Below are 21715 nucleotides of genomic sequence, written 5' to 3' on the forward strand. Positions count from 1 at the left end.
AGCTGATAGGTTAATTGCAGATTAAAACTTAATGGCTTCACCATTATTTAAGCCCTGGTAACCTACAACAATCAATTTATCCCCTGCTACTAAACCACTGGTGATCTCAGCCTGGCTATTGTAAGTACGGCCCACTTTAACCGCTTTTTTAGCTGCTACATCTTTGCCGGCCTGTTTCTCTGCCACCAATACAAATGTTTCATCATTCACATTTTGAACCGCATTAATAGGCACCGCAATAGCGCTTGCTGATGAATAGTCTACAATTTTCAATACGGCAACCATGTTAGCACGATAAGACGCTTCTGAAGGCAATTTCGCCTCAACCGTAAATGAACGAGTTAGTGGATCGATAGAACGGCTTACAAAGGTCACTTTAGCATCAACCTCTTTATTTAAGTCAGGAAGCAAAACTTTAACCTGATCGCCTGCTTTAATACTTGCAGCATAACTTTCTGCTACAGTGGCGCGAGCTTTAAGATTAGAAGCATTTACCACTCTAAAAGCCGGTACTCCAGGAGAAGCAGCATCACCTAATTTAGCAAAAACCGCATCAATGGTTCCGTTAATTGGCGATTTGATCTTTGACAAATCAATCTGATCTTTCATAGTGGCAAGCTGACGCTCTAATCCTTCTTTATTTGCCTGAGCTTGCAAATATTGAATCTCCGTACCAATTTTTTGATCCCAAAGTGCTTTTTGACGGCTATAAACTGTATTAGCTAACTCAAGATTAGTTTTAATAACCTCAACCTGGCTTAACAATACTGCATTATTTAATTGAGCTAAAACCTGTCCTTTTTTTACCGCTTGTCCTTCAGTAACATAAAGATTGGTAATAGTGCCAGGCATTTGAGCCGAAACATTTACATTTTCAATGGCTTCAATTTTACCCTGAATATCGATATAGTGCTTAAAGTTTGATTGTGCTACATTAGCAACTTCCACATAACGGATCTTTTTGGTTGTTGAAGTATCATTATTAGCCAACTCTTCTTCAATTTCCTTAATCTGTGCCGAAATTTTAGCTTGCTCCTTTTTCAGGGTTTCAAGTTTTTCCTTTTTATTATCTGAGTTAGTGCTTCCGCAAGCGGCCATTAACCCTGCAAGAGCAATAACCGATAGTGATTTATACTTATTCATTTGAGTAGCTTTAGTCGTTAGTTTAGTTATTATAATTTCCCATTGCTTTTTGAAGATCGATCCATGCCAGGATCGCATCATAAACAGCTGTATAATAGTTATTTTGTGAAGTTCGTAAATCAGATTCGGCGGTGGTTACCTCTAAACTCGAACCAACCCCCTGGCTGTATTTAATTTTGCTTACGCGTACAACTTCTGATGCCAGATCCATGTTTTTACGCTGGTTCTCCACCTGATCTTTATTATTTTGAAACGTAATTGCATTTGCTTTAAGATCAAGTTCCAATGAATTTTTTAACGATGTCATATCATTCACTGTTTTATTCAGGTTGAACTTAGCTTGATTTATACGTTGCTTCCGTTGTCCACTGCTCCAAATTGGAATGGTAAAGTTTACTCCAACGATATTAGTTGGGAAAAACTTTTTAAATGTTTCGTAAAAAGCATCGTTTTGTCCGGTTTGACCAAAGCTGGCATAAGCGCCTACAGATGGAACATACGCTAATTTATAACGTTTTAAATCATACTCCAGCAATTGTTTCTGAGTTTGTAACATGGAGTATTCAATTCTGTTTTCAACTTTAACACTCTCAAGAGCAGGAAGTGTAGCGTCAAGCTTCATATCATCAAGCTTCTCGTTTACAACCAATTGCTCTCCAATTGGCATCCCCATCTGGAATTTAAGCAAATTGGTATTAAGCTCCGCCATGCGGTCGAGATTGCGTTTCTGCGTTTCAGCATTATTCAATAACACCTGTAAACGGTCCACGTCAATTTTCTCTACCATTCCTGATTTATTCAGGGCTTCGGTTTGCTTTAATGTTTCCTTTAAACGATCAATAGTTGATTCGAGTGTATTTTGAAACGCATTGTATACAATAACATTGTAGTAGGCTTTTGAAACAGCAATACGTGTATCAATCTCTGTGCGTTTTACATTTTTAGATGACAATTCTTTATACACCCCGGCCGCTTTCAATCCCATTAAATAAGTTCCATCAAAAAGTAGTTGAGTTATTTGAATGGTTCCGGTAAAAATATTTTTAGGTTGAAAACTTATATCAACTGTTGCCGGAACATCTCCAGGAATTGTAATATCTGCATTAGTTAAACTATTTTTTACATGCTGGTTTTCCAAAATTCTATACATTTCATAGGTTGGATTACCAAAAGGGACAACTGGAGAATTAATAAAATGTTGGAAGCTAACTGTTCCATCAACTTGAGGCAAACCAATAGCTATGGTTTCTTTTACTTTAGATTTGGCAATCTCTTCATCCAGTTTGGCATTCTGTAAATTGCTTTGATGAGTGTATGCATAGTTCAGACAATCTTCCAGTTTAAAAACATGGGTTTGTGGTTGTTCCTGAGCCAGAACAGCACCGCTTGTCATGACACCTGCAATAATCAATGTTAGTAGAGGTTTCATATATAGTTTATTCGTCTTCCGTTACTTGTAAATATTTGTTAATTAGTTTATGGCCCTTCAATGTGGCTACGCCATGCATAAAATGCTCGCTTAATTGATATTGTACATCGCTGATATTAAAACGACTTGAAGGATAATACATCGGATTGAAAACACTTGAGACTTGGATAACCCGGGTATGAGCCAAAATTTCAAGGTTTATTTCTTTACGGTAAATGCCCTGGTCAATTCCCTTTTTCAGATTTTTTAAGATACAGTTGTACATGTATTCGTTCTTAAATTCTTCAAACAAGATCCAGGCATTGGGATGATATTTCTGCATATCATAAAACATGCTTGGATTCACCGGCCTTAACATCTTCTCTATTTGATCGAGCATCAAAAATATCTCATGAATTGGATCTTTACTTTTCAATTCACTTTCAGCCATTTCCTGCTGATGCACATTAAGAACGGAACTCATTAATTGAGTTACCAAATCATCCTTATCATTATAATAGAGGTAGATGGTTTTTTTCGACATGGCCAATTCCCTGGCTATATCGTCCATAGTAATACTTTTTACTCCATAAGTGCTGAACAACTTAAAGGAAGCATCGAGTATACGCTGACGTTGGAGTTCTTCTTTTTCCATTTCATATCAAAACTATGGAAACATTTTTAACTTCAAAAGTTTCCAGTGTTTCCGTCACACCATTTTTACATGATGGCAACAATAAATGGTTCAACATCACAATTACCTTGGCAGTAACAAACATTGCATAATAAATGAAAATGAAGGTTATGCTAATAAATTGGTGTTTTTTTGGCATCTTTGCGCTTTCAAAAAAATCGTTCCTTTTATGTTGGTAAATACACTTACGGCTATCTCTCCTGTTGACGGCCGCTATAGAAATGCTACTCATGAACTTGCCGCTTATTTTTCTGAGGCTGCGTTAATTGAATACCGTGTTCGTGTAGAAATCGAATATTTTATTGCCCTTTGTGATCTTCCTCTTCCGCAACTAGCTGATTTCGATAAGTCGAAATATGAGCAGCTTCGTGATATTTATAAGGATTTTAGTGAGAGCGATGCCGAGCAAATAAAAGAAATAGAAAAAACGACCAACCACGATGTTAAAGCCGTTGAGTATTTCATTAAGGAGCAATTTGACAATCTTGACCTTGAAAAATATAAAGAGTTTATTCACTTCGGATTAACATCTCAGGATATTAATAATACGGCAACTCCCTTAATGCTTAAACATGCTATAGAGAGTGTTTATCTTCCACAACTGAATAATCTTGTTAACCGTTTAAAGGAATTGCGCACTGAATGGGCCGAAATCTCAATGATGGCCCGTACTCATGGACAACCTGCCTCTCCTACTAAATTGGGTAAAGAGATTGGTGTGTTTATCGAACGTATTGAGTCACAGCTTAATTTGTTTAACCAAATTCCGTATTCGGCTAAGTTTGGTGGCGCTACAGGTAACTTTAACGCTCATAAAGCAGCTTATCCTGCAACTGATTGGATTGCATTTGGAAATAAATTTGTGAACGAGCAATTGGGTTTATACCGTTCGCAGCTTACCACGCAAATTGAACATTACGATAACTTTGCCGCTCATTGCGACAATCTTAAGCGTATCAACAATATCTTAATTGATTTAGATCGAGATTTCTGGACCTATATTTCGATGAATTATTTCCGCCAGAAAATTAAAGCCGGAGAAATCGGGTCATCAGCCATGCCACACAAGGTTAATCCCATCGATTTTGAAAACTCAGAAGGAAACCTTGGAATTGCAAACGCTTTATTGGAGCACTTTGCTGCGAAGCTTCCTATTTCACGCTTACAACGTGATTTAACTGACTCGACCGTATTAAGAAACATTGGTGTTCCATTAGCGCATACAGTTATCGCCTTTAAAGCTACTTTAAAAGGGTTGAATAAGTTATTATTAGATAAAGCTACCATTGATGCCGATTTGAACAACAACTGGGCGGTGGTTGCTGAAGCTATTCAAACAGTACTTCGTCGTGAGGGTTATCCCAAACCATATGAAGCATTAAAGGAATTGACTCGTACCAACGAACAGATCAATGAAAAAAGCATTAAAACCTTTATTGACGGTTTAAAGGTAAGTGAGGCTGTTAAAGAAGAGCTACGCTTGTTTAGCCCTCATTCATATACCGGTTATTAATCCTATTTAATATTAGATAAAGAAAAAGGTTGTTCTATGAACAACCTTTTTTATTTTCTGAAAATAACTTTAACAAAAAAGGCTGTCCAAGATGGACAGCCCTCAATATATAAACTAGAATCTTTACTATTTTTTGAAGAAATCAATGATCAAATTGGCAAGTTCGGTACCAATTCGCTCCTGAGCTTCTACTGTTGATGCTCCAATATGTGGAGTTAATGAAATTCTCGGATGAGTTAATAAAGCCGATAATGGTTGAGGTTCGTTTTCAAAAACATCAAGTCCTGAAAAAGCAACTTTGCCACTTTCTAAAGCCGCCAACAGAGCAGTTTCATCAATTACACCACCTCGTGAAGCATTTACAACAAACACTCCATCTTTCATTTGAGCAAACTCTTCAGCACCCAACTCTGGTTTTTCAACAGCTGGTGTGTGTACCGAAATGAAATCACTATTCTTCAATAGTTCTTCTTTGGTAGCTACTTTTACATGCAGTTTTACTTTTGAAGCTCCCATGAAGGTAAGTTCTACTTCAGGATTAAAGGCATATAAGTCGTAGGCTAAAACTTCCATTCCGAGACCTAAGGCAATTTTGGCCACTTCGCGACCAATGCGGCCGAAACCTAAAATACCAATGGTTTTGCCACGAAGTTCAATACCTTTTGTATAGGCTTTCTTCAAATCATTGAATTTACTATCACCTTCAACCGGCATTTTACGGTTGGCATCCTGCAAAAAGCGAACACCGGTAAACAAGTGTGCAAAAACCAGTTCAGCTACTGAAAGAGATGATGAAGCAGGAGTGTTAATTACAGCCAAACCTTTTCCCCTGGCGTAATCAACATCAATATTATCCATCCCAACCCCACCGCGACCAATTAACTTAATGTTAGGAGAAGCATCAATTAAATCTTTACGAACTTTTGTTGCCGATCGAACGGTAATCGCATCGTATTCATTTAAACGAGAGACTAACTGATCCTGTGGTATATTTTGTGTATCAACTGTATGTCCGGCACGCTCCAGCATGGTTTTACCAATCGGGTCGATACCATCGTTTGCTAATATTTTTGCCATATATAATTAGGTCAATGAATTTAAAGGTTGATTAATTTTTTTTAACTGCTCGAATTGTTGCATTACGCTTACTAAATGATCGATGCTGCTTTGAGGCAACGCATTGTAAATGGATGCGCGGAAACCGCCAACACTTCTGTGGCCTTTTAATCCAACGATATCTGCTTTTTTAGCAAAATCAAGGAATTCTTTTTCCTCCTCAGCATTATCCATTACAAAACAAACGTTCATGCGCGAACGATCTTCTACCGCACAGGTTCCTTTGAATAAAGGATTTCTGTCAATTTCGGCATATAAAGTGGCTGCTTTTTGATTATTGATCTTTTCCATAGCAGCAACACCACCCTGTTCTTTCACCCAACGCAAGGTTAACATTGCCACGTAGATAGCGAAAACAGGAGGCGTATTATACATCGAACCATTATCAGCATGCAACTGATAGTTAAACATTGATGGAATCTTACGATCAATTTTACCTAAAAGATCTTTTCTTACAACTGCCAATGCTACCCCTGCTGCTCCCATATTTTTTTGCGCCCCTGCATAAATCAACCCAAATTTATTGGCATCGAACACACGGCTAAAAATATCAGATGACATGTCACTCACCAACGGAATTGGAGATTCAGGGAATTCATGTAATTGAGTACCATAAATGGTATTGTTTGAGGTTACATGAAAATACTTCGCATCTGTTGGAATGGTATAACCTTTAGGAATATATGAGTAGTTAGCCTCTTTTGAAGATGCTACAACATTTACATTGCCGAAAAATTTAGCTTCTTTAAGTGCTTTGCTTGCCCAGGTTCCTGAATCGAGGTAAGCTGCGGTTTCACCTTCGCCTAGTAAATTATAAGGCACCATGGCAAATTGTGTACTCGCACCCCCGTGTAAGAATGTGATAGCGTAATCGTCATTCAAATTCAATAACTCTTTTACCAAACTGCAAGCTTCGGAAACAACGGATTCAAAGTCGGCGGTACGATGGGAGATCTCTAAAATAGATAATCCACTGTTATTAAAATTCAATACTGCTTCAGCAGCTTGTTTAAGTACCTGCTGCGGTAAAATACCAGGACCGGCTCCGAAATTGTGTTTCATGATTTTTACTTAAGATTATTAATTTAACAGTTTAACATTGCTATTTCTAACAATTACCAGTTATTATTGACAAATTTATCAATTTTAAACTAATATTTTAAAAAAAGTTCAATTACAAGAATAAATAGGTACTTATGATGAAAAAATAAAAAAGATATTCCGTCATATTAATTAACGGAATATCTCAATCAAATATCAAATAGATTTAGGAACAAAGCTATTCCTTACTAATGAATAAATAAATCAAACAAGGTAGATATATCCGAAACTCAAAATCTATATAATCAATAGATTTAAAACCAAATCTTGTTTATACAATTGATTATCTTCTTATTACGATAAATCCTTAACTGTTATAAAAACAAGATTCAAAATTATGCCAAACCGATTAGGCTTGTAGAGCTTCGATGTTTATTTTCTTTAATTCGGCAATTTCTGCAATAGGGTCTTCAGCCGAAAAAACTGCATTACCGGCAACCAAAGCATTTGCTCCTGCTTTTAATAGCGCTGCCGTGTTATTTTTATTTACACCACCATCAACTTCAATAATTACGCTGGCATTTTTACGTTCACACAACTGACGAAGTGTTCTGATTTTTTCGTAAGTATTTTCAATGAATTTTTGTCCGCCAAATCCAGGGTTCACCGACATGATCAGCACCAAGTCAAGGTCATTAATAATGTCTTCCAAAACATTCACAGGAGTATGTGGATTTAAGGCTACTCCAGCTTTCATACCCAATTCTTTGATCTTACTTACCGTACGATGCAAATGGGTACACGCTTCGTAATGAACAGTTAATATTTGGGCACCTGCTTTCTTGAAATCTTCTAAATAACGATCAGGATCAACGATCATCAAATGAACATCCAACGGTTTTTTAGCATGATGATTTACGGCTGTAACTACCGGAAAGCCAAATGAAATATTCGGAACAAACACACCGTCCATAACATCCACATGAAACCAGTCGGCACTGCTTTCATTGATCATTTCGATATCATCTTGCAAGTTGGCAAAGTCGGCCGATAAAATTGAAGGGGCAATAATATGTTTCATTATTTTTTTGTTTTACCACGAAAACGGTACTTTTTTGGCTGTACTTTTCATGAATGCGCAAAAATACTTATTGTAAAGTTGATTAAAGAGATAAAAGGATAATTTCTGTTTGCTTTACCTGTATTGCCGAATAAAACAATTGTAAACTTAATTTGTAATTGTCTTTATGAAGATCTACTTATTATTAATTGCGACCTTGTCCATGACATTTCATGCTTATGGTCAAACTCTATTCACCTCAAAAAATTTAAATATTTCATTTATTTCTGATACACCTTTAGAAAGTATCAGGGCTCAAACGACCTCAGCAATTGCGGTTTTAAACCTGGAGAAAAAGGAAATTGCTTTTGAAGTTCCTGTAAGCAGTTTTGAATTTGATTTGCCGCTAATGCATGATCATTTTAATGACCTCTACCTCGAAAGCGACCGTTTTCCTAAAGCGACCTTTCACGGACAATTTAATAGTGAAATTGACTTCATGAAAAACGGAGTTTATCCAATTACCGCTGAAGGAAAGCTTTATATAAAGGGAATTTCTAAATCGCGTACCATTCAGGGTTTTATTACTATTAACAATGGAATGATCAGTTTTTCATCAACTTTTTCAGTTAATTGTAAAGATCATAATATTAAGATCTCCAAAATGGTATCCGACAAAATTGCCAATACAATTGATGTAAGTGTTAAAGGTGAATTTTCGGCTTATTTGGCCACGAAATAGTTTAACAGGTTATTACCACATTAGTAACTTGCACCTTTTCTTTTATGCTCTTAAACTAAAACGCTTCTTTTGATATGATGAAAGCACATGCATAATTCTACAAGCCTTCTTCCAATCAAACATGACCCACAAAGTAATTTTAATCAACCCCGCCTTTGATTTAAGCCATCCGATAACAATTTGATTTACACTTTCGAGTTCAGCGATTATTTCATCTATTGTAGAAGTGTGCATAGTCCTATTGTTTCAATTTGAAGTAAGAAAAAGGCATAAAAAAACGCCCCGACAATGCCGGGGCGTTTCGTATTTGCATGTATCAGCTTATTGAGGCTGATTACTGTTGGTGTTTTCTTTCTTTTCGCCAGCCGGACGCTCAGGACGAGGAATTAAAACCTTGCGAGATAATTTAAGTTTGCCAGTTTTCTTATCGATATCAAGCAATTTAACTTTAATTTTCTCACCAATTTCTAATACACCATCCATTGTTTCAAAGCGTTTCCAGTCGATCTCTGAAATGTGTAATAAACCATCTTTACCCGGTAAAATTTCAACAAAAGCACCGAAAGGCTGAATGTTTTTAACGACACCTTCATACACCTCACCAATTTCAGGAACTGTAGTGATGCCCTTGATCTTAGCAACCGCTCTGTCAACACTTTCTTTTTCAGTACCAAAGATTTGAACTTTACCAAATTCACCAACTTCTTCGATATTGATCGTCGCGCCAGTTTCGCGTTGCATTTCCTGAATTACTTTACCACCTGGGCCAATAACAGCACCAATAAACTCACGAGGAATCAATATTTCGATAATACGTGGAGCATGAGGTTTGTAATCTTCGCGTGGAGCAGATAGGGTTTTATTCATTTCGCCCAAGATATGTAAACGGCCCTCACGAGCTTGGTTTAATGCCTGAGTTAATGTTTCGTATGATAAACCATCAATTTTAATGTCCATTTGGCAAGCGGTAATACCATTAGCAGTACCGGTTACTTTAAAGTCCATATCACCTAAATGATCCTCATCACCTAAGATATCTGATAAAATAGCAAATTTACCAGTTTCACTGTCTGAGATTAAACCCATTGCGATACCAGAAACTGAGCCTTTAAGCTTAATACCTGCATCTAATAATGCTAAAGTACCAGCACAAACCGTTGCCATTGATGAAGAACCGTTAGATTCTAAAATATCCGAAACGATACGGATGGTATAAGGATTTTCGCCTTCAACAGGTAATACTTGTTTCAATGCGCGCATGGCAAGGTTACCATGACCTACTTCACGACGACCCGGACCGCGGTTAGGACGAACTTCACCAGTTGAGAAACCAGGGAAATTATAGTGTAATAAGAATTTGTTGTAACCGAAGAAAATTGCGCCATCGATCATTTGCTCATCATCTTTAGCACCTAATGTTACAGTTGTTAAAGATTGAGTTTCACCACGTGTGAACACAGCTGAACCATGTGCAGCAGGTAAATAATCAACTTCTGACCAAATAGGACGAACTTGAGTTACGCTACGACCATCTAAACGAACGCCTTCGTTTAAGATCATATTACGCATTGCTTCTTTTTCGATATCGTGATAGTAACGTTTAATAAGCATTACCGTTACATCATCTAAACCTTCTTCACCTTTTGCCGCTGTTTCCTTTTCAATAAAGGCATCACGTACTGCTTTAAAAGCAACAGCGCGTTCATCTTTATTAGTACCACCTTTAGCTACTTCGTAAATTTGAGCATAAAGTTCTTCTCTGATGCGGTTTTTAAGATCAGCATCATTGTCTTCGTGGTTATATTCACGTTTAGGCTTGTTGCCTGTCAATTCACGTAAGTCTAATTGAGCCTGAACTTGAATTTTGATCGCATTGTGACCAACTTGGATCGCCTCAATCATATCTTGTTCAGAACACTCTTTCATCTCCCCTTCCATCATTACGATGTCTTTTGCAGAACCGGCAAGCATGATATCCATATCTGCTAATTCCAATTCTTTAATAGTAGGGTTTACTACAAATTTACCATCGATACGAGCGACACGTACTTCAGAGATAGGGCCATTAAATGGAATATCACTGATAGTAATGGCAGCTGAAGCAGCTAAGGCAGCTAATGCGTCTGGCATAATATCTTTATCAGCAGAAATTAAGCTGATCATTACCTGAGTATCAGCATGATAATCATCAGGGAACAAAGGACGTAATGCACGGTCAACTAAACGGCTAATCAACACTTCATAGTCTGAAAGACGTGCTTCACGACGTAAAAAACCACCGGGAATACGACCGGCAGATGCATATTTTTCTTGATAATCAACAGACAACGGTAAAAAATCGGTACCTGGTTTAGCTTCTTGAGCCGAAACAACAGTAGCCAATAACATGGTATCACCCATTTTCACAACTACGCTGCCATCAGCCTGCTTAGCCAGTTTACCTGTTTCGATTGATACTAGTCTTCCATCACCAATATCAAACGTTTTTGTAATTCCAATTTGCGACATATTTATTTTTCTACAACTTATTTGCGATTAAAAATAAGTAAAACTTCATTACTTATCCGGTTAATCGCGATTTATATTTATGGACTTTTAATTTATAGTTTAGTTGAAAACCAAGTCTTTTTCAGAAAGAAATATTTATATTAAATTGTAAGGCAGAGATAAACGAAAAAGAGCCGTCAAATATAAAAGACGGCTCTTTTTAATAAAATCTTAAACTATCTTCTTAAATCTAGTTCTTTGATAATTGCACGGTAACGAGCAATGTCTTTCTTCATTAGATAATCTAATTGTGAACGACGTTTACCAACTAGTTTTTGAACGGCTAACTGCGTACCAAAGTCTTTTTTATTTTTCTTTAAGTGTTCAGTCAAATGTTTAATGCGGTGTGTGAACAATGCGATTTGACCTTCGGCAGAACCAGTGTTAGTTTCACTCTGGCCGTGTTTTTTAAAGATTTCCTTCTTTACTTCTGAACTTAAATACATTCTTGAATAGTACTAAAGTGTTAAACAATTAATTAATTGAGGCGCAAAGATAAAATTAAAATAACCGAAAACAAAAAGCGCCCATTAATTAATATACACTTATTTTACTAAAGGGATGGAGCCTGCTAAATCATACTTAACAATCGCATCCAGTTTATTTTCGGTTTGAAAGTATTTGGCCACCACTTTACCAGGTAAAACCTTGGCAAATTTTTTAATGTATTGATTTTGAAGGGAAAGCTGTTGTTTTTGTACTGATTGAAATTGCTTTATTAATTGCAAGGCCTGATCATCGGTCAAATTTTCGTAAGAATTTGCATAATCTTCAATCAACTTAATGCTTTGATCATTTAATGTAGCCTTTGCATTTTGAAATTCCCGATACAAAGGCCAAAATTTAGCTGACTGTTCATCTGTTAAATTCATTGCTTGTGTAACAACGTCTTGTTTCATTGTTTGAAGAGCACTTCGGGTTAGTTCAAGCTGTGATTTTGCATCCTGGGCATAGCTTCGTTGCACTAAACCGGCACATAGTAAAAGTGCAAAAATAGAGAGCGTGATTTTTTTCATACGAAATACTGAGTTAAATTATTGACACTATCAATTTACTTAAAATTAGGGATAGTATTCCGCCTTTCTTTCGATTTATTTTATTGTTGTAAATGTGTTGTAGAACAACCATTGGTGTTGTTTTTGGCTTATTAGTAATATAATAAATGATTTGAAAAAGGTAGCAATTGAGGTGGTGGTATCCTTAAAGAAGTTTTAATATAAATGGTTAGCTAAGAAACCTGGAGGAGACAAACTTACTATTGGGCAGGTATGAAGATAAGCAGGCAGAAGATCAACAGATTATTCTGTAAAAATAAAGTCCGATCGTAAGGATCGGACTTTATTTTTTACATCTTATTTATGCGTTTGGGCATTTTCATTGATCATATCGTAAATCACATTGAGTGTTTCAGCAATATAATGATCACTTTTATACGCTTTCAGTATGTCTTTATTGGTATCCAACCAATAAGTATTACCCTCCATGGCAGCAATATCGTTTTTCATGTTTACCATGTCTAACTTCGGATCCAGCCCCTTCAATTTATTCTGCTTATCAGATTGCATTGAATTCGCTTTTTTCGCGGCCATAAAAGCTTTCATATTTAATGGCACCGTTTTATCCAGGCTTTTTTTCTTATACAGCTCAATATTCTCGTCAATTAATTTAAAAGCCTGGTTTGCAGCTACCCTTTTTTGGCTCTTTTCTTTCAGCAATTCAACATTCACAGGGTTGCTCCATGTAGTATAGTTTGAAGGAGTGATTTCATCCCAATTCATTACAAATGGCTCATTCTTCTCTGCGGTATTAAAATACTGATCTTTTAAAACGATATCTGGAGTAACACCTTTCAACTGAGTAGAACTTCCGTTAACACGATAAAACTTTTGAATGGTTAATTTTGTAGCACCCAAATCGGTATCATCCTGGTTCGAATTTGGAAGAAGTGCTCCTTTTAAGTCAAATACACGTTGAACAGTTCCTTTACCAAATGTATTCGGACTACCTACAATAACTGCCCGTTTATAATCTTGCATACATGCAGATAAAATTTCAGACGCAGAAGCACTCATTTCATTTACCATTATAGCCAGTGGACCGTCATATGCTACTTCCGGATTTTTATCTTCCACAATTTGAGCCTTTCCATCACGTGTACGCACCTGCACCACCGGACCTTCCGGTATAAATAATCCGGCAATATTAACCACATCGGCCATAGATCCCCCCCCATTGCCACGAAGGTCAATGATGATACCTTCTACATTTTCATTTTTTAATTTCTGAACCTCCTTGGCCATATCATAAGAACTACTTCCCGGCCCAAGAGGATTTTTTGGATTCAGATAAAATTCGGGCAATACAATCATTCCGATCTTGTGTTTACCGTTGAAAACGAAAGAACGTGCAAAAACATTATCCTGCTTCAATTCGTCACGTATCACACTGATCGATTTAATTGTATTGTCAGATCGTTTCACCATTAGGGTTACCGAAGTTCCTTTAGCTCCCCTTGTAAGCTTAACTAATTCTTCAATAGAATAACCCGAAACATCCACCAGCTCCTTACCGGTTTCACCAACCTTCATGATCAAATCACTAGCTCTTAGCTCTCCCTGTTTCCAGGCAGGACCGCCAATTCTCACATCTTCAATCTTCACATAATCGTCTTGTTCCCTTAAAACAAGGCCAATTCCGAAATAAGTGCCCGACACACGCTCCGTCCAACTACGTTGGCTCACTGGCGACATATATGCCGAATGGGGATCCATGATAGTAGCAATGTTGTTGGCGTATATCTCGAAACGTGTTTGTTTATTTAAAACATTTGCAAGACTAGTAAATAGTTTATCGTAGCGTTTTTTCACTTTGGCCCTTGCTTCTGATTCCATTTCCACCGTGGATTTAGCAGCTTCGCTAGTTTGTTTCTGCAAATCCATCATATCGGTTAATTTCATCAGGGTGCTATACTTGGCCGATTTAGCCCAATATTTTTCAAGCTCAGTAATATCTTTTGCATAAGAAACTTTGCTATAGTCGAGCTGAAGAACTTCCTTTTCAGTAAAACTGAACGGTTTTTCAAATGTTTTTGAATAGAACTTCGACACCTGGCCAATTCTGATATCCATCAGGGAGTCAGCAGCTTTCAAAAAGCTTAATTGCTGTTCATTATTAATTTCATCATCCAGTTGAAGTTCATATTTCTTCAAATAATCAATATCCTGCTGTAAGAAATATTTCTTTTCAACATCCAGTTTACCAATATAGCTCCAGAATAATTTTTTTGAGAAATCATCATTTATTTTCTGCGGATCATAATGCATGAACCTTATCATTCTGTTCAGCAATGAAATAATCTGCTTATCATTTTGGGGAAATTCATTAGTGGGCGTATCAAAAGCCATCAAACTCCCGGCAAGGCCAATACCAAGCAACGCAAGGCTACATTTAAACTTCATAATTCGGTTTAGGATTATTGGTTACAACGTAAAAGGCAGGAACCTCTTACGGAACAGGCGTAAAGGTATATAATTTAGGTTTAAATAATCAAGAACAACATTTGAGAAACATAAACTTAAATAGTGATTATAAGACTATAAGCAAAAAGAGGCTTCCAGTAATTGGGAGCCTCTTTTTAATTCATTTAAAAATGCTTAATAAGCAATTGCAAACAACACTCTTTGAGTTGAAGGTTTGCCTGTTAAAATACATTTACCTTCTTCTAAAGGATTATCTAAAGGAATACAACGGATCGTTGCTTTGGTTTCGTCCTTAATTTGTTGCTCTGTTTCCGGTGTTCCATCCCAATGGGCCGAAACAAAACCTGCTTTATTGGCAAGCACTTGTTTGAACTCTTCGTAGGTATCCACTTTGGTAATGCTATCCGTTCTGAAGGCTTTCGCTTTCTGATATATATTATCCTGAATTTCTTCCAATAAGTGTTCAACCTTGTTAGCAAGATCATTCATTTGGAGCACCATTTTCTCTTTAGTATCACGACGAGCTACTTCTACCGTTTGGTTTTCGAGATCGCGGGCACCAATGGCAATACGAACCGGAACTCCTTTCAATTCCCACTCCGCAAACTTAAAGCCAGGACGTTGCGTATCACGGTTATCATATTTAACAGAAATTCCTTTATCCTCCAGATCTTTCTTAAGCTTCTTCACCACTTCAGTTATCTTATCAGCTTCTTCGTCGCTTTTATAAATAGGAACTACCACGACTTGAATCGGAGCTAATTTTGGAGGCAATACCAACCCATCATCATCTGAGTGAGCCATAACCAATGCTCCCATCAAACGGGTAGAAACGCCCCATGATGTGGCCCAAACATAATCTAACTTTCCATCTTTTCCGGTAAACTTAACATCGAAAGCTTTTGCAAAATTTTGACCTAAAAAGTGAGACGTTCCCGCTTGTAAAGCCTTTCCATCCTGCATTAATGCTTCAATACAATAAGTATCCAAAGCTCCGGCAAAACGTTCATTCGGAGTCTTTCTTCCTTTTACCACCGGCAATGCCATCCAATTTTCAACAAAATCAGCATATACATCCAGCATTTGTTCAGTTTCAGCAATAGCTTCCTCAGCAGTAGCGTGAGCAGTATGTCCCTCCTGCCATAAAAATTCGGCAGTACGTAAAAACAACCGGGTACGCATTTCCCAACGTACCACATTGGCCCACTGGTTAACCAAAATCGGTAAATCGCGGTATGATTGAATCCAACCCTTGTAAGTATTCCAAATAATGGTTTCCGAAGTTGGACGAACAATTAATTCTTCTTCCAGTTTAGCTTCCGGATCAACAATCACTCCACCGGTTTCCGGATCTGTTTTCAAGCGATAATGCGTTACTACCGCACATTCTTTGGCAAAACCCTCCACATGAGCAGCTTCCTTAGATAAAAATGATTTGGGGATAAATAATGGAAAATAAGCGTTGCTGTGCCCGGTGTCTTTAAACTTCTTATCCAAAACAGCTTGCATTTTTTCCCAAATTGAGTAGCCGTAGGGCTTAATAACCATACAACCACGAACAGATGAATGTTCGGCCAAATCAGCTTTAGAAACTAATTCATTATACCACTGCGAATAATCATTTTCTCTACTTGTGAGATCTTTTGCCATATGTTGTTTAAACCTTTATTAAAAATTATTGTCTAATTTTTTGTAAATACTATGTTAATTTTTAGCTTTTGAGCAACCAAAAATAGAAATTTGTCATCTAAGTATTGAATGATTATTTTTAGAAACTTATAATTCAAGCCATGAAAAGGTTCCTTATACTCGCGATGCTATCAACAATTTTGATGAGTTCGTGCTCATCAAGTAAAATGGCTCAAAATACCCCTTCTAAAGAATCGGTAGATAATGATCTATATTTCACTAATGTAAAGCTGTCAGAAAAACCAGTTTATTCCAGTTCTTCTCAAAACACGACACCCACAGAAGATCAAGGTACTTTAACCCGTTATTACGATCAAAATGACCCTGATTACTATTACGCTAATCGTTTAAGCAAGTTCTATTACCCTAATTCTTATAATGCTTATTTCGATGATTATTACAACCCTTATTACTATCACCCAGGCACATCATGGTCATTTGGAGTAAATTCATATTGGGGTTCTCCATATTACGGTGCTTCTTATGGTTACAGTCCATATTATATGCCTTCAACCTACTTTTCGATGTCATTTGGCTTCGGATCTCCGTATTACGGTTATGGCTATAACCCATATTATTACAATAATTATTTAGGTTACTATTATAATCAACCGTATTACTCGGGAGCTTACTACCCTGGTTATTATGTTTATAATGTAGCACCAACAAACACTTATAGCAATTATGGTCCACGTTCATCAACCAACGGAACAAACTTAAACCGTCCGCGCACTTATCGTGGTAATGGCGATGCTTATGTTCCTTCAAATCCAAGGGTGAACGAAGTAGGTTCAACTAATACTCGTCCTGCATGGAGACCGGATAACGCTACAGGCACCAGTCAAACTCCCCAATCGGAAGCAAGACCACGCGAACGCTCTTATGATGGAGGCTCTTCTACACGCGAAAGTCGTCCAACCTATGTTGCCCCACGATCAACTGAAGGCAGCAGAAGCACGGGTGGAGAAAGAAGCAGTGGCGGAAGTAATAGCGGCAGTGCCAGACCACGTGGAAGAAATTAATTAAAACACTTATATACTGCACATTCAGGATACGCTCAAGTAATTTGATTGTGCAGTATTTTTTTGCCCGATCTATTTACGCCATAACAGTTCATTAAAGACGATCTAACTTCAAGGAATAAAATGAAATCTAAGAAAATACTCTATCTGCTTCCTTTTTTAGCCTTTCCAGTAGCAGTTAAAGCACAGTACGCAGAAGACGGTTTAAAATTTACTCAGCAAACATTAAGCGGAACGGCAAGATATCAATCAATTGGCGGAGCACACACTTCATTAGGCGGAGATTTAGGTTCTTTAAGTGGAAACCCTGCCGGTGTGGGAATGTTTCGTAAATGCGACATCTCCCTGAGTCTGCAGTATAATGGCAATCAGGCAAACGCCAGTTACCTTGCATCTCCTAAGCAATCATCCAACTCCAGCAATTTCAAATTAAGTAATTTAAGTTTAGCACTGCCGGTATATGTCAACCGCGAAAAAGTGAATGAGATAAGCAATGAATGGGTTGGTGTAACATTAGGAATTGGATATAACCGAACCAATGACTTTTATTCAGACTATAATTTCGGGGGTAAAAATGCGGGTAATTCCATTACTCAGTCGTATTCCCAACAAGCAAGCGCCTTGGGTGTGCCCAACGAAGACTTGCCCCTTAATCTTGGATTTGCTTATGATAATTACCTGATAGATGAAGATGGGGTTGATCCTAATACCGGTAAAATTCTATACGTTCCAATTTCAACGGGAAATGTAGATCAACTGATCCAGAATAACTATAAAGGAGGTCAGTCGGAGACCAATATTGTTATTAGTGCCAATTATGGAAACAAACTTTACATTGGAGGCTCCCTAACTTTTTCAAATCAGAACTACGAAGTTGAAAGTTTCTTTAGAGAGAGTGGCATCAACAGTATTTTCCAAGACCCATCTACCAGTGTGGTAATGATGAATCAAATTCAAACCCAAAAAGTAAACGGTAGCGCATTTTCAGGAAAAATTGGAGTTATCTACCGCCCTGTTGACCAGTTTAGAATTGGTGGTTCCATTAATTTTCCAACTTCATGGAACATGAAAGAAGATAACGGTTATGATCTTAACTCTACAACAAAAAATGGCACTTTCTATGAGCCTGAATCTCCAGACTTATTTAATTTCGATTATAAATTAACCACACCTTTCAAGTATAACGTGGGTGCTTCTTATTTCATTGGCAAGCAGGCCTTTGTAACCGCTGATTTCGAGTTTGTAGATTATTCATCCATTAAATTCGAATCATCAGATTTCGATACCGATCAAAACTTTAAAAACGATATTAAACAATTTTATCGCTCCGCAGTAAATATGCATTTGGGTGGTGAGGTTAAATTTAATCAGTTAAGTGTGAGAGCAGGATTTGCTCAATATGGGAATCCATTCACTGATAATTCAACTAATGATGGCAAACGCAACTATTATACAGGAGGCTTAGGCTACCGTATCAATAATTTTTATATTGATGCGGCTTATGTCAATTCATCATATAAAACTACCTACCGTCCTTATCTTTTAAATGACTTTAGCGAACCGGTGGTCAATATCAAACAAAGCACTAATTCGGTTGTTCTTACGGTTGGAACCCGATTCTAATAATTAGTTTTTGAACGAAATGACAAAGGTTACGTTTTTTTGACGTAACCTTTGTTATTTTTGACCTTTCTTTGGCGTTTTCATCTTATCGTTTTACAATTATTCTGAGAAATGGCTTATAAAAATCTTCAGCACTTCATAGATACACTGGAAAAAAATAATGAACTGGTTAGAATTAAAGAGTATGTGAATCCGGAATTGGAGATCACTGAAATTACTGACCGCATTTCAAAAGTGTATGGCCCTGCCCTATTATTCGAAAACACGGGTTATGATTTTCCATTGTTGATTAATTCGATGGGTAATTATGAGCGTATGTGCATGGCGCTGGGAGTTAAACACATGGATGAGATCACCACAGAGATTGAAACCTTGTTTAAAACGCTAACAGGACCGAAGGAAGGCTTGTTAGATAAATTAAAAATGCTGCCTAAGCTGAGTCAGATTGCTTCCTGGATGCCGAAAGTTATTTCAGGCAAAGGTGAATGCCAGGAAGTGGTAATGACCAATCCTGATATTACCAAATTCCCGGTGTTAAAGTGTTGGCCTGAAGACGGTGGACCCTTTATTACTTTACCGGTCATTCATACCAAAGACCCATTAACAGGCATCAGAAACGTTGGGATGTACCGCATGCAGATATTTGGACCTCAATTGACGGCCCTGCATTGGCATAAGCACAAGGTATCTGCCCGCCATTTTAACGAATACAAAAAACTGGGTCAGAAAATGCCTGTAGCCGTTGCTTTAGGTGGAGATCCTGTGTACACCTATGCAGCCACAGCACCACTTCCTGATGGCATTGATGAATACATGTTAGCCGGTTTCTTGCGTAAAAAGAAAGTTGAACTGGTTCAATGTTTAACACAAGATTGTCAGGTACCTGCTGATGCCGATATCATTATCGAAGGTTATGTGGATCCGGAAGAAGATTTCATCTGGGAAGGTCCTTTTGGTGATCATACAGGTTACTATTCATTAGCTGATTGGTATCCGAAATTCCATATCACCGCTATCACTCACCGCAAAAACGCTGTTTATCCTGCTACAATTGTAGGCATTCCTCCGCAGGAAGATGCATGGATCGGCAAAGCTACAGAACGTATTTTCCTGGGCCCTATTAAAATGACAATGGTACCTGAGATTGTCGACATGGTGTTGCCAATGGAAGGTGTTTTCCATAACCTGGTTATTGTTAAAATTAAAAAAGATTACCCAGGTCAGGCTTTGAAAGTGATGAATTCGATGTGGGGTGCCGGCCAAATGATGTTTACCAAAATGATCATTGTGGTTGATGGAGAAGTAGATATTCAGGACAATGTGGCTGTAGCCAAATACATTTCCGAAAATGTGGACCCTCAGAACGATATTATCTTTACTCAAGGCCCAATGGATGTACTCGATCATTCTTGTTCAAAAATGGCATTTGGTGGTAAAATGGGTATTGATGCCACTAAAAAACTTGAAGAAGAGGTTCGAAGCACCACATTACTTGAAAAAAGCAAAACCCTTGATCTGAATATTTCTATTTCGGAACTTCAATCTAAATTCCCTGAAATTAACGCTATCAATGATGCTTTGTTAAAAATTGGGGTTTCATTGATATTTATCTCCGTTGAAAAAAACAGAAAAGGTCATATTGAAGAACTGAATAAACAACTGTTTGAGTCGGGCTTGCTTAAGAATATTAAAGTTGTTATTTATTTAGAACACACTATTGATATTTCAGATATTGCTGATGCCGTTTGGCGTTTTTCAAACAATGTTGATCCTCGCCGCGACAGTTTTGTAGTCAAAGCTGAAAGTGCAAACGATTTATCACACATTGGTTTGGATGGAACTCGTAAAACCAAAGAACTTGACGGTTTTGAACGCGACTGGCCAAATATTTTGGCTTCCACCACCGAAACAATTCAACATATCGACCGGATTTGGGATAAGTTAGGTCTTGGAAAATTCATCCCTTCTCCTTCATTGAAATACCAAAAACAATTATACAAAGGTGGAGCAGTTGCTGAAGAATAATGCATAATAATAACTATAAGATTTCTTTTAATACCTTTATAGAATCCATTTATATTATTATGAAAGTTTTAAAAAATCTACTGATTGGCCTGGTATCAATCGTTCTTTTACTTTATGTTATTTCATTTTTTTTACCGTCGGAATACACAGTTACCAGAACTGCTGTAATTAAGGCCCCTGTTGACAGAGTTTTCAATGAGTTTAACGACTTTCAACATTGGCTAAAATGGAACGCATTTGACGATGATTTTCCAGACATTAAATACACAACCACTGAACCAAGTACTGGAATGGGTGCTAAACAAAGTTGGGTTAGTGAACAGATGAATGGTTCTATGACTATTATTGAAAGCGCACCTAACCAGCACATTAAATTGTTGCTGATGTTTGAAGGTTTTGATGATCCTTTAATTGCAACCATTCAATTTGAAGCAGTACCAGAAGGGACCAAAGTTACCTGGACAGATCAAGGGAAATTAGGAAAAAACCCTGTTTACAAATACATGGGTCTGATGATGGACAAAATGATGGGTAAAAACATGGAACAATCATTTGAAAATATTAACAAGCAATACCAACAATAAAAAGAAGAAGGCTTGAATGACCATTCAAG

Annotated in this window: 17 protein-coding genes; 6 read left to right on the forward strand and 11 right to left on the reverse strand. The window is 37.3% G+C overall.

Annotated elements, in window-relative coordinates:
- Positions 1 to 21 precede the first annotated feature (21 nt).
- The 3 genes from C3K47_RS11550 to C3K47_RS11560 are packed head-to-tail and all read right to left on the reverse strand — an operon-like array spanning position 22 to position 3206.
- Positions 22 to 1143, reverse strand: coding sequence for an efflux RND transporter periplasmic adaptor subunit (locus C3K47_RS11550; RefSeq protein ID WP_103789293.1), 1122 nt, complete (start codon positions 1141 to 1143; stop codon positions 22 to 24).
- Positions 1144 to 1165: 22 nt separating this feature from the next.
- Positions 1166 to 2572 carry a TolC family protein gene (locus C3K47_RS11555; protein ID WP_103789294.1) on the reverse strand — a complete coding sequence of 469 codons (1407 nt, stop codon included), beginning with the start codon at positions 2570 to 2572 and terminating at the stop codon, positions 1166 to 1168.
- Between the two features lie 7 nt (positions 2573 to 2579).
- Complete coding sequence (locus C3K47_RS11560; protein WP_103789295.1) at positions 2580 to 3206, reverse strand: TetR/AcrR family transcriptional regulator; 627 nt, start codon at positions 3204 to 3206, stop codon at positions 2580 to 2582.
- 208 nt (positions 3207 to 3414) lie between these two features.
- On the opposite strand from C3K47_RS11560, the gene purB reads away from it, so the two are divergent.
- On the forward strand, positions 3415 to 4758 hold the full coding sequence (gene purB, locus C3K47_RS11565) for an adenylosuccinate lyase (protein WP_103789296.1): 1344 nt from the start codon (positions 3415 to 3417) through the stop codon (positions 4756 to 4758).
- A 126-nt stretch (positions 4759 to 4884) separates the two neighbouring features.
- On the opposite strand, the gene C3K47_RS11570 is transcribed toward purB, so the two are convergent.
- The 3 genes from C3K47_RS11570 to rpe all read right to left on the reverse strand — a co-directional run bounded on the left by C3K47_RS11570 (position 4885) and on the right by rpe (position 7996).
- Positions 4885 to 5835 carry a D-2-hydroxyacid dehydrogenase gene (locus C3K47_RS11570; protein WP_103789297.1) on the reverse strand — a complete coding sequence of 317 codons (951 nt, stop codon included), beginning with the start codon at positions 5833 to 5835 and terminating at the stop codon, positions 4885 to 4887.
- A 6-nt stretch (positions 5836 to 5841) separates the two neighbouring features.
- Positions 5842 to 6936: a 3-phosphoserine/phosphohydroxythreonine transaminase gene (gene serC, locus C3K47_RS11575; protein WP_103789298.1), complete on the reverse strand. Its 1095-nt coding sequence runs from the start codon at positions 6934 to 6936 to the stop codon at positions 5842 to 5844.
- A gap of 388 nt (positions 6937 to 7324) precedes the next feature.
- On the reverse strand, positions 7325 to 7996 hold the full coding sequence (gene rpe / locus C3K47_RS11580; protein WP_103789299.1) for a ribulose-phosphate 3-epimerase: 672 nt from the start codon (positions 7994 to 7996) through the stop codon (positions 7325 to 7327).
- A 166-nt stretch (positions 7997 to 8162) separates the two neighbouring features.
- Between rpe and C3K47_RS11585 the strand changes: the two genes are divergently transcribed.
- Complete coding sequence (locus tag C3K47_RS11585; RefSeq protein WP_103789300.1) at positions 8163 to 8717, forward strand: YceI family protein; 555 nt, start codon at positions 8163 to 8165, stop codon at positions 8715 to 8717.
- 321 nt (positions 8718 to 9038) lie between these two features.
- Here C3K47_RS11585 and pnp read toward each other — a convergent pair whose 3' ends face one another.
- The 5 genes from pnp to proS all read right to left on the reverse strand — a co-directional run bounded on the left by pnp (position 9039) and on the right by proS (position 16393).
- On the reverse strand, positions 9039 to 11225 hold the full coding sequence (pnp, locus tag C3K47_RS11595; protein ID WP_103789302.1) for a polyribonucleotide nucleotidyltransferase: 2187 nt from the start codon (positions 11223 to 11225) through the stop codon (positions 9039 to 9041).
- A 215-nt stretch (positions 11226 to 11440) separates the two neighbouring features.
- On the reverse strand, positions 11441 to 11710 hold the full coding sequence (rpsO, locus tag C3K47_RS11600) for a 30S ribosomal protein S15 (RefSeq protein ID WP_014680096.1): 270 nt from the start codon (positions 11708 to 11710) through the stop codon (positions 11441 to 11443).
- 99 nt (positions 11711 to 11809) lie between these two features.
- Positions 11810 to 12280, reverse strand: coding sequence for a hypothetical protein (locus C3K47_RS11605; RefSeq protein WP_103789303.1), 471 nt, complete (start codon positions 12278 to 12280; stop codon positions 11810 to 11812).
- A gap of 336 nt (positions 12281 to 12616) precedes the next feature.
- Positions 12617 to 14722 carry a carboxy terminal-processing peptidase gene (locus C3K47_RS11610; protein ID WP_103789304.1) on the reverse strand — a complete coding sequence of 702 codons (2106 nt, stop codon included), beginning with the start codon at positions 14720 to 14722 and terminating at the stop codon, positions 12617 to 12619.
- 195 nt (positions 14723 to 14917) lie between these two features.
- Complete coding sequence (proS, locus tag C3K47_RS11615) at positions 14918 to 16393, reverse strand: proline--tRNA ligase (RefSeq protein ID WP_103789305.1); 1476 nt, start codon at positions 16391 to 16393, stop codon at positions 14918 to 14920.
- A gap of 206 nt (positions 16394 to 16599) precedes the next feature.
- Here proS and C3K47_RS11620 point away from each other — a divergent pair, with 206 nt between their 5' ends.
- The 4 genes from C3K47_RS11620 (at position 16600) to C3K47_RS11635 (ending at position 21686) form a co-directional block, all read left to right on the forward strand.
- On the forward strand, positions 16600 to 17454 hold the full coding sequence (locus C3K47_RS11620) for a hypothetical protein (protein WP_103789306.1): 855 nt from the start codon (positions 16600 to 16602) through the stop codon (positions 17452 to 17454).
- 123 nt (positions 17455 to 17577) lie between these two features.
- Positions 17578 to 19077 (forward strand): OmpP1/FadL family transporter, encoded by a 1500-nt coding sequence (locus C3K47_RS11625; RefSeq protein ID WP_103789307.1) that lies wholly within the window; start codon positions 17578 to 17580, stop codon positions 19075 to 19077.
- 111 nt (positions 19078 to 19188) lie between these two features.
- On the forward strand, positions 19189 to 21102 hold the full coding sequence (locus tag C3K47_RS11630) for a menaquinone biosynthesis decarboxylase (RefSeq protein WP_103789308.1): 1914 nt from the start codon (positions 19189 to 19191) through the stop codon (positions 21100 to 21102).
- 59 nt (positions 21103 to 21161) lie between these two features.
- Positions 21162 to 21686, forward strand: coding sequence for an SRPBCC family protein (locus C3K47_RS11635; protein WP_165784686.1), 525 nt, complete (start codon positions 21162 to 21164; stop codon positions 21684 to 21686).
- Positions 21687 to 21715: the final 29 nt, after the last annotated feature.

The sequence above is a fragment of the Solitalea longa genome (assembly GCF_002920915.1).
GTDB classification, from domain to species: Bacteria; Bacteroidota; Bacteroidia; order Sphingobacteriales; family Sphingobacteriaceae; genus Solitalea; species Solitalea longa.

Bases quoted from the DNA above. Each gene is read 5' to 3' on its own strand.
- purB (WP_103789296.1), top strand. From the start codon at position 3,415: ATGTTGGTAAATACACTTACGGCTATCTCTCCTGTTGACGGCCGCTAT.
- C3K47_RS11610 (WP_103789304.1), bottom strand. From the start codon at position 14,722: ATGAAGTTTAAATGTAGCCTTGCGTTGCTTGGTATTGGCCTTGCCGGG.
- C3K47_RS11550 (WP_103789293.1), bottom strand. From the start codon at position 1,143: ATGAATAAGTATAAATCACTATCGGTTATTGCTCTTGCAGGGTTAATG.
- C3K47_RS11620 (WP_103789306.1), top strand. From the start codon at position 16,600: ATGGCTCAAAATACCCCTTCTAAAGAATCGGTAGATAATGATCTATAT.
- rpe (WP_103789299.1), bottom strand. From the start codon at position 7,996: ATGAAACATATTATTGCCCCTTCAATTTTATCGGCCGACTTTGCCAAC.
- C3K47_RS11570 (WP_103789297.1), bottom strand. From the start codon at position 5,835: ATGGCAAAAATATTAGCAAACGATGGTATCGACCCGATTGGTAAAACC.
- C3K47_RS11635 (WP_165784686.1), top strand. From the start codon at position 21,162: ATGAAAGTTTTAAAAAATCTACTGATTGGCCTGGTATCAATCGTTCTT.
- C3K47_RS11560 (WP_103789295.1), bottom strand. From the start codon at position 3,206: ATGGAAAAAGAAGAACTCCAACGTCAGCGTATACTCGATGCTTCCTTT.
- rpsO (WP_014680096.1), bottom strand. From the start codon at position 11,710: ATGTATTTAAGTTCAGAAGTAAAGAAGGAAATCTTTAAAAAACACGGC.
- C3K47_RS11585 (WP_103789300.1), top strand. From the start codon at position 8,163: ATGAAGATCTACTTATTATTAATTGCGACCTTGTCCATGACATTTCAT.
- C3K47_RS11605 (WP_103789303.1), bottom strand. From the start codon at position 12,280: ATGAAAAAAATCACGCTCTCTATTTTTGCACTTTTACTATGTGCCGGT.
- C3K47_RS11625 (WP_103789307.1), top strand. From the start codon at position 17,578: ATGAAATCTAAGAAAATACTCTATCTGCTTCCTTTTTTAGCCTTTCCA.
- proS (WP_103789305.1), bottom strand. From the start codon at position 16,393: ATGGCAAAAGATCTCACAAGTAGAGAAAATGATTATTCGCAGTGGTAT.
- C3K47_RS11630 (WP_103789308.1), top strand. From the start codon at position 19,189: ATGGCTTATAAAAATCTTCAGCACTTCATAGATACACTGGAAAAAAAT.
- C3K47_RS11555 (WP_103789294.1), bottom strand. From the start codon at position 2,572: ATGAAACCTCTACTAACATTGATTATTGCAGGTGTCATGACAAGCGGT.
- pnp (WP_103789302.1), bottom strand. From the start codon at position 11,225: ATGTCGCAAATTGGAATTACAAAAACGTTTGATATTGGTGATGGAAGA.
- serC (WP_103789298.1), bottom strand. From the start codon at position 6,936: ATGAAACACAATTTCGGAGCCGGTCCTGGTATTTTACCGCAGCAGGTA.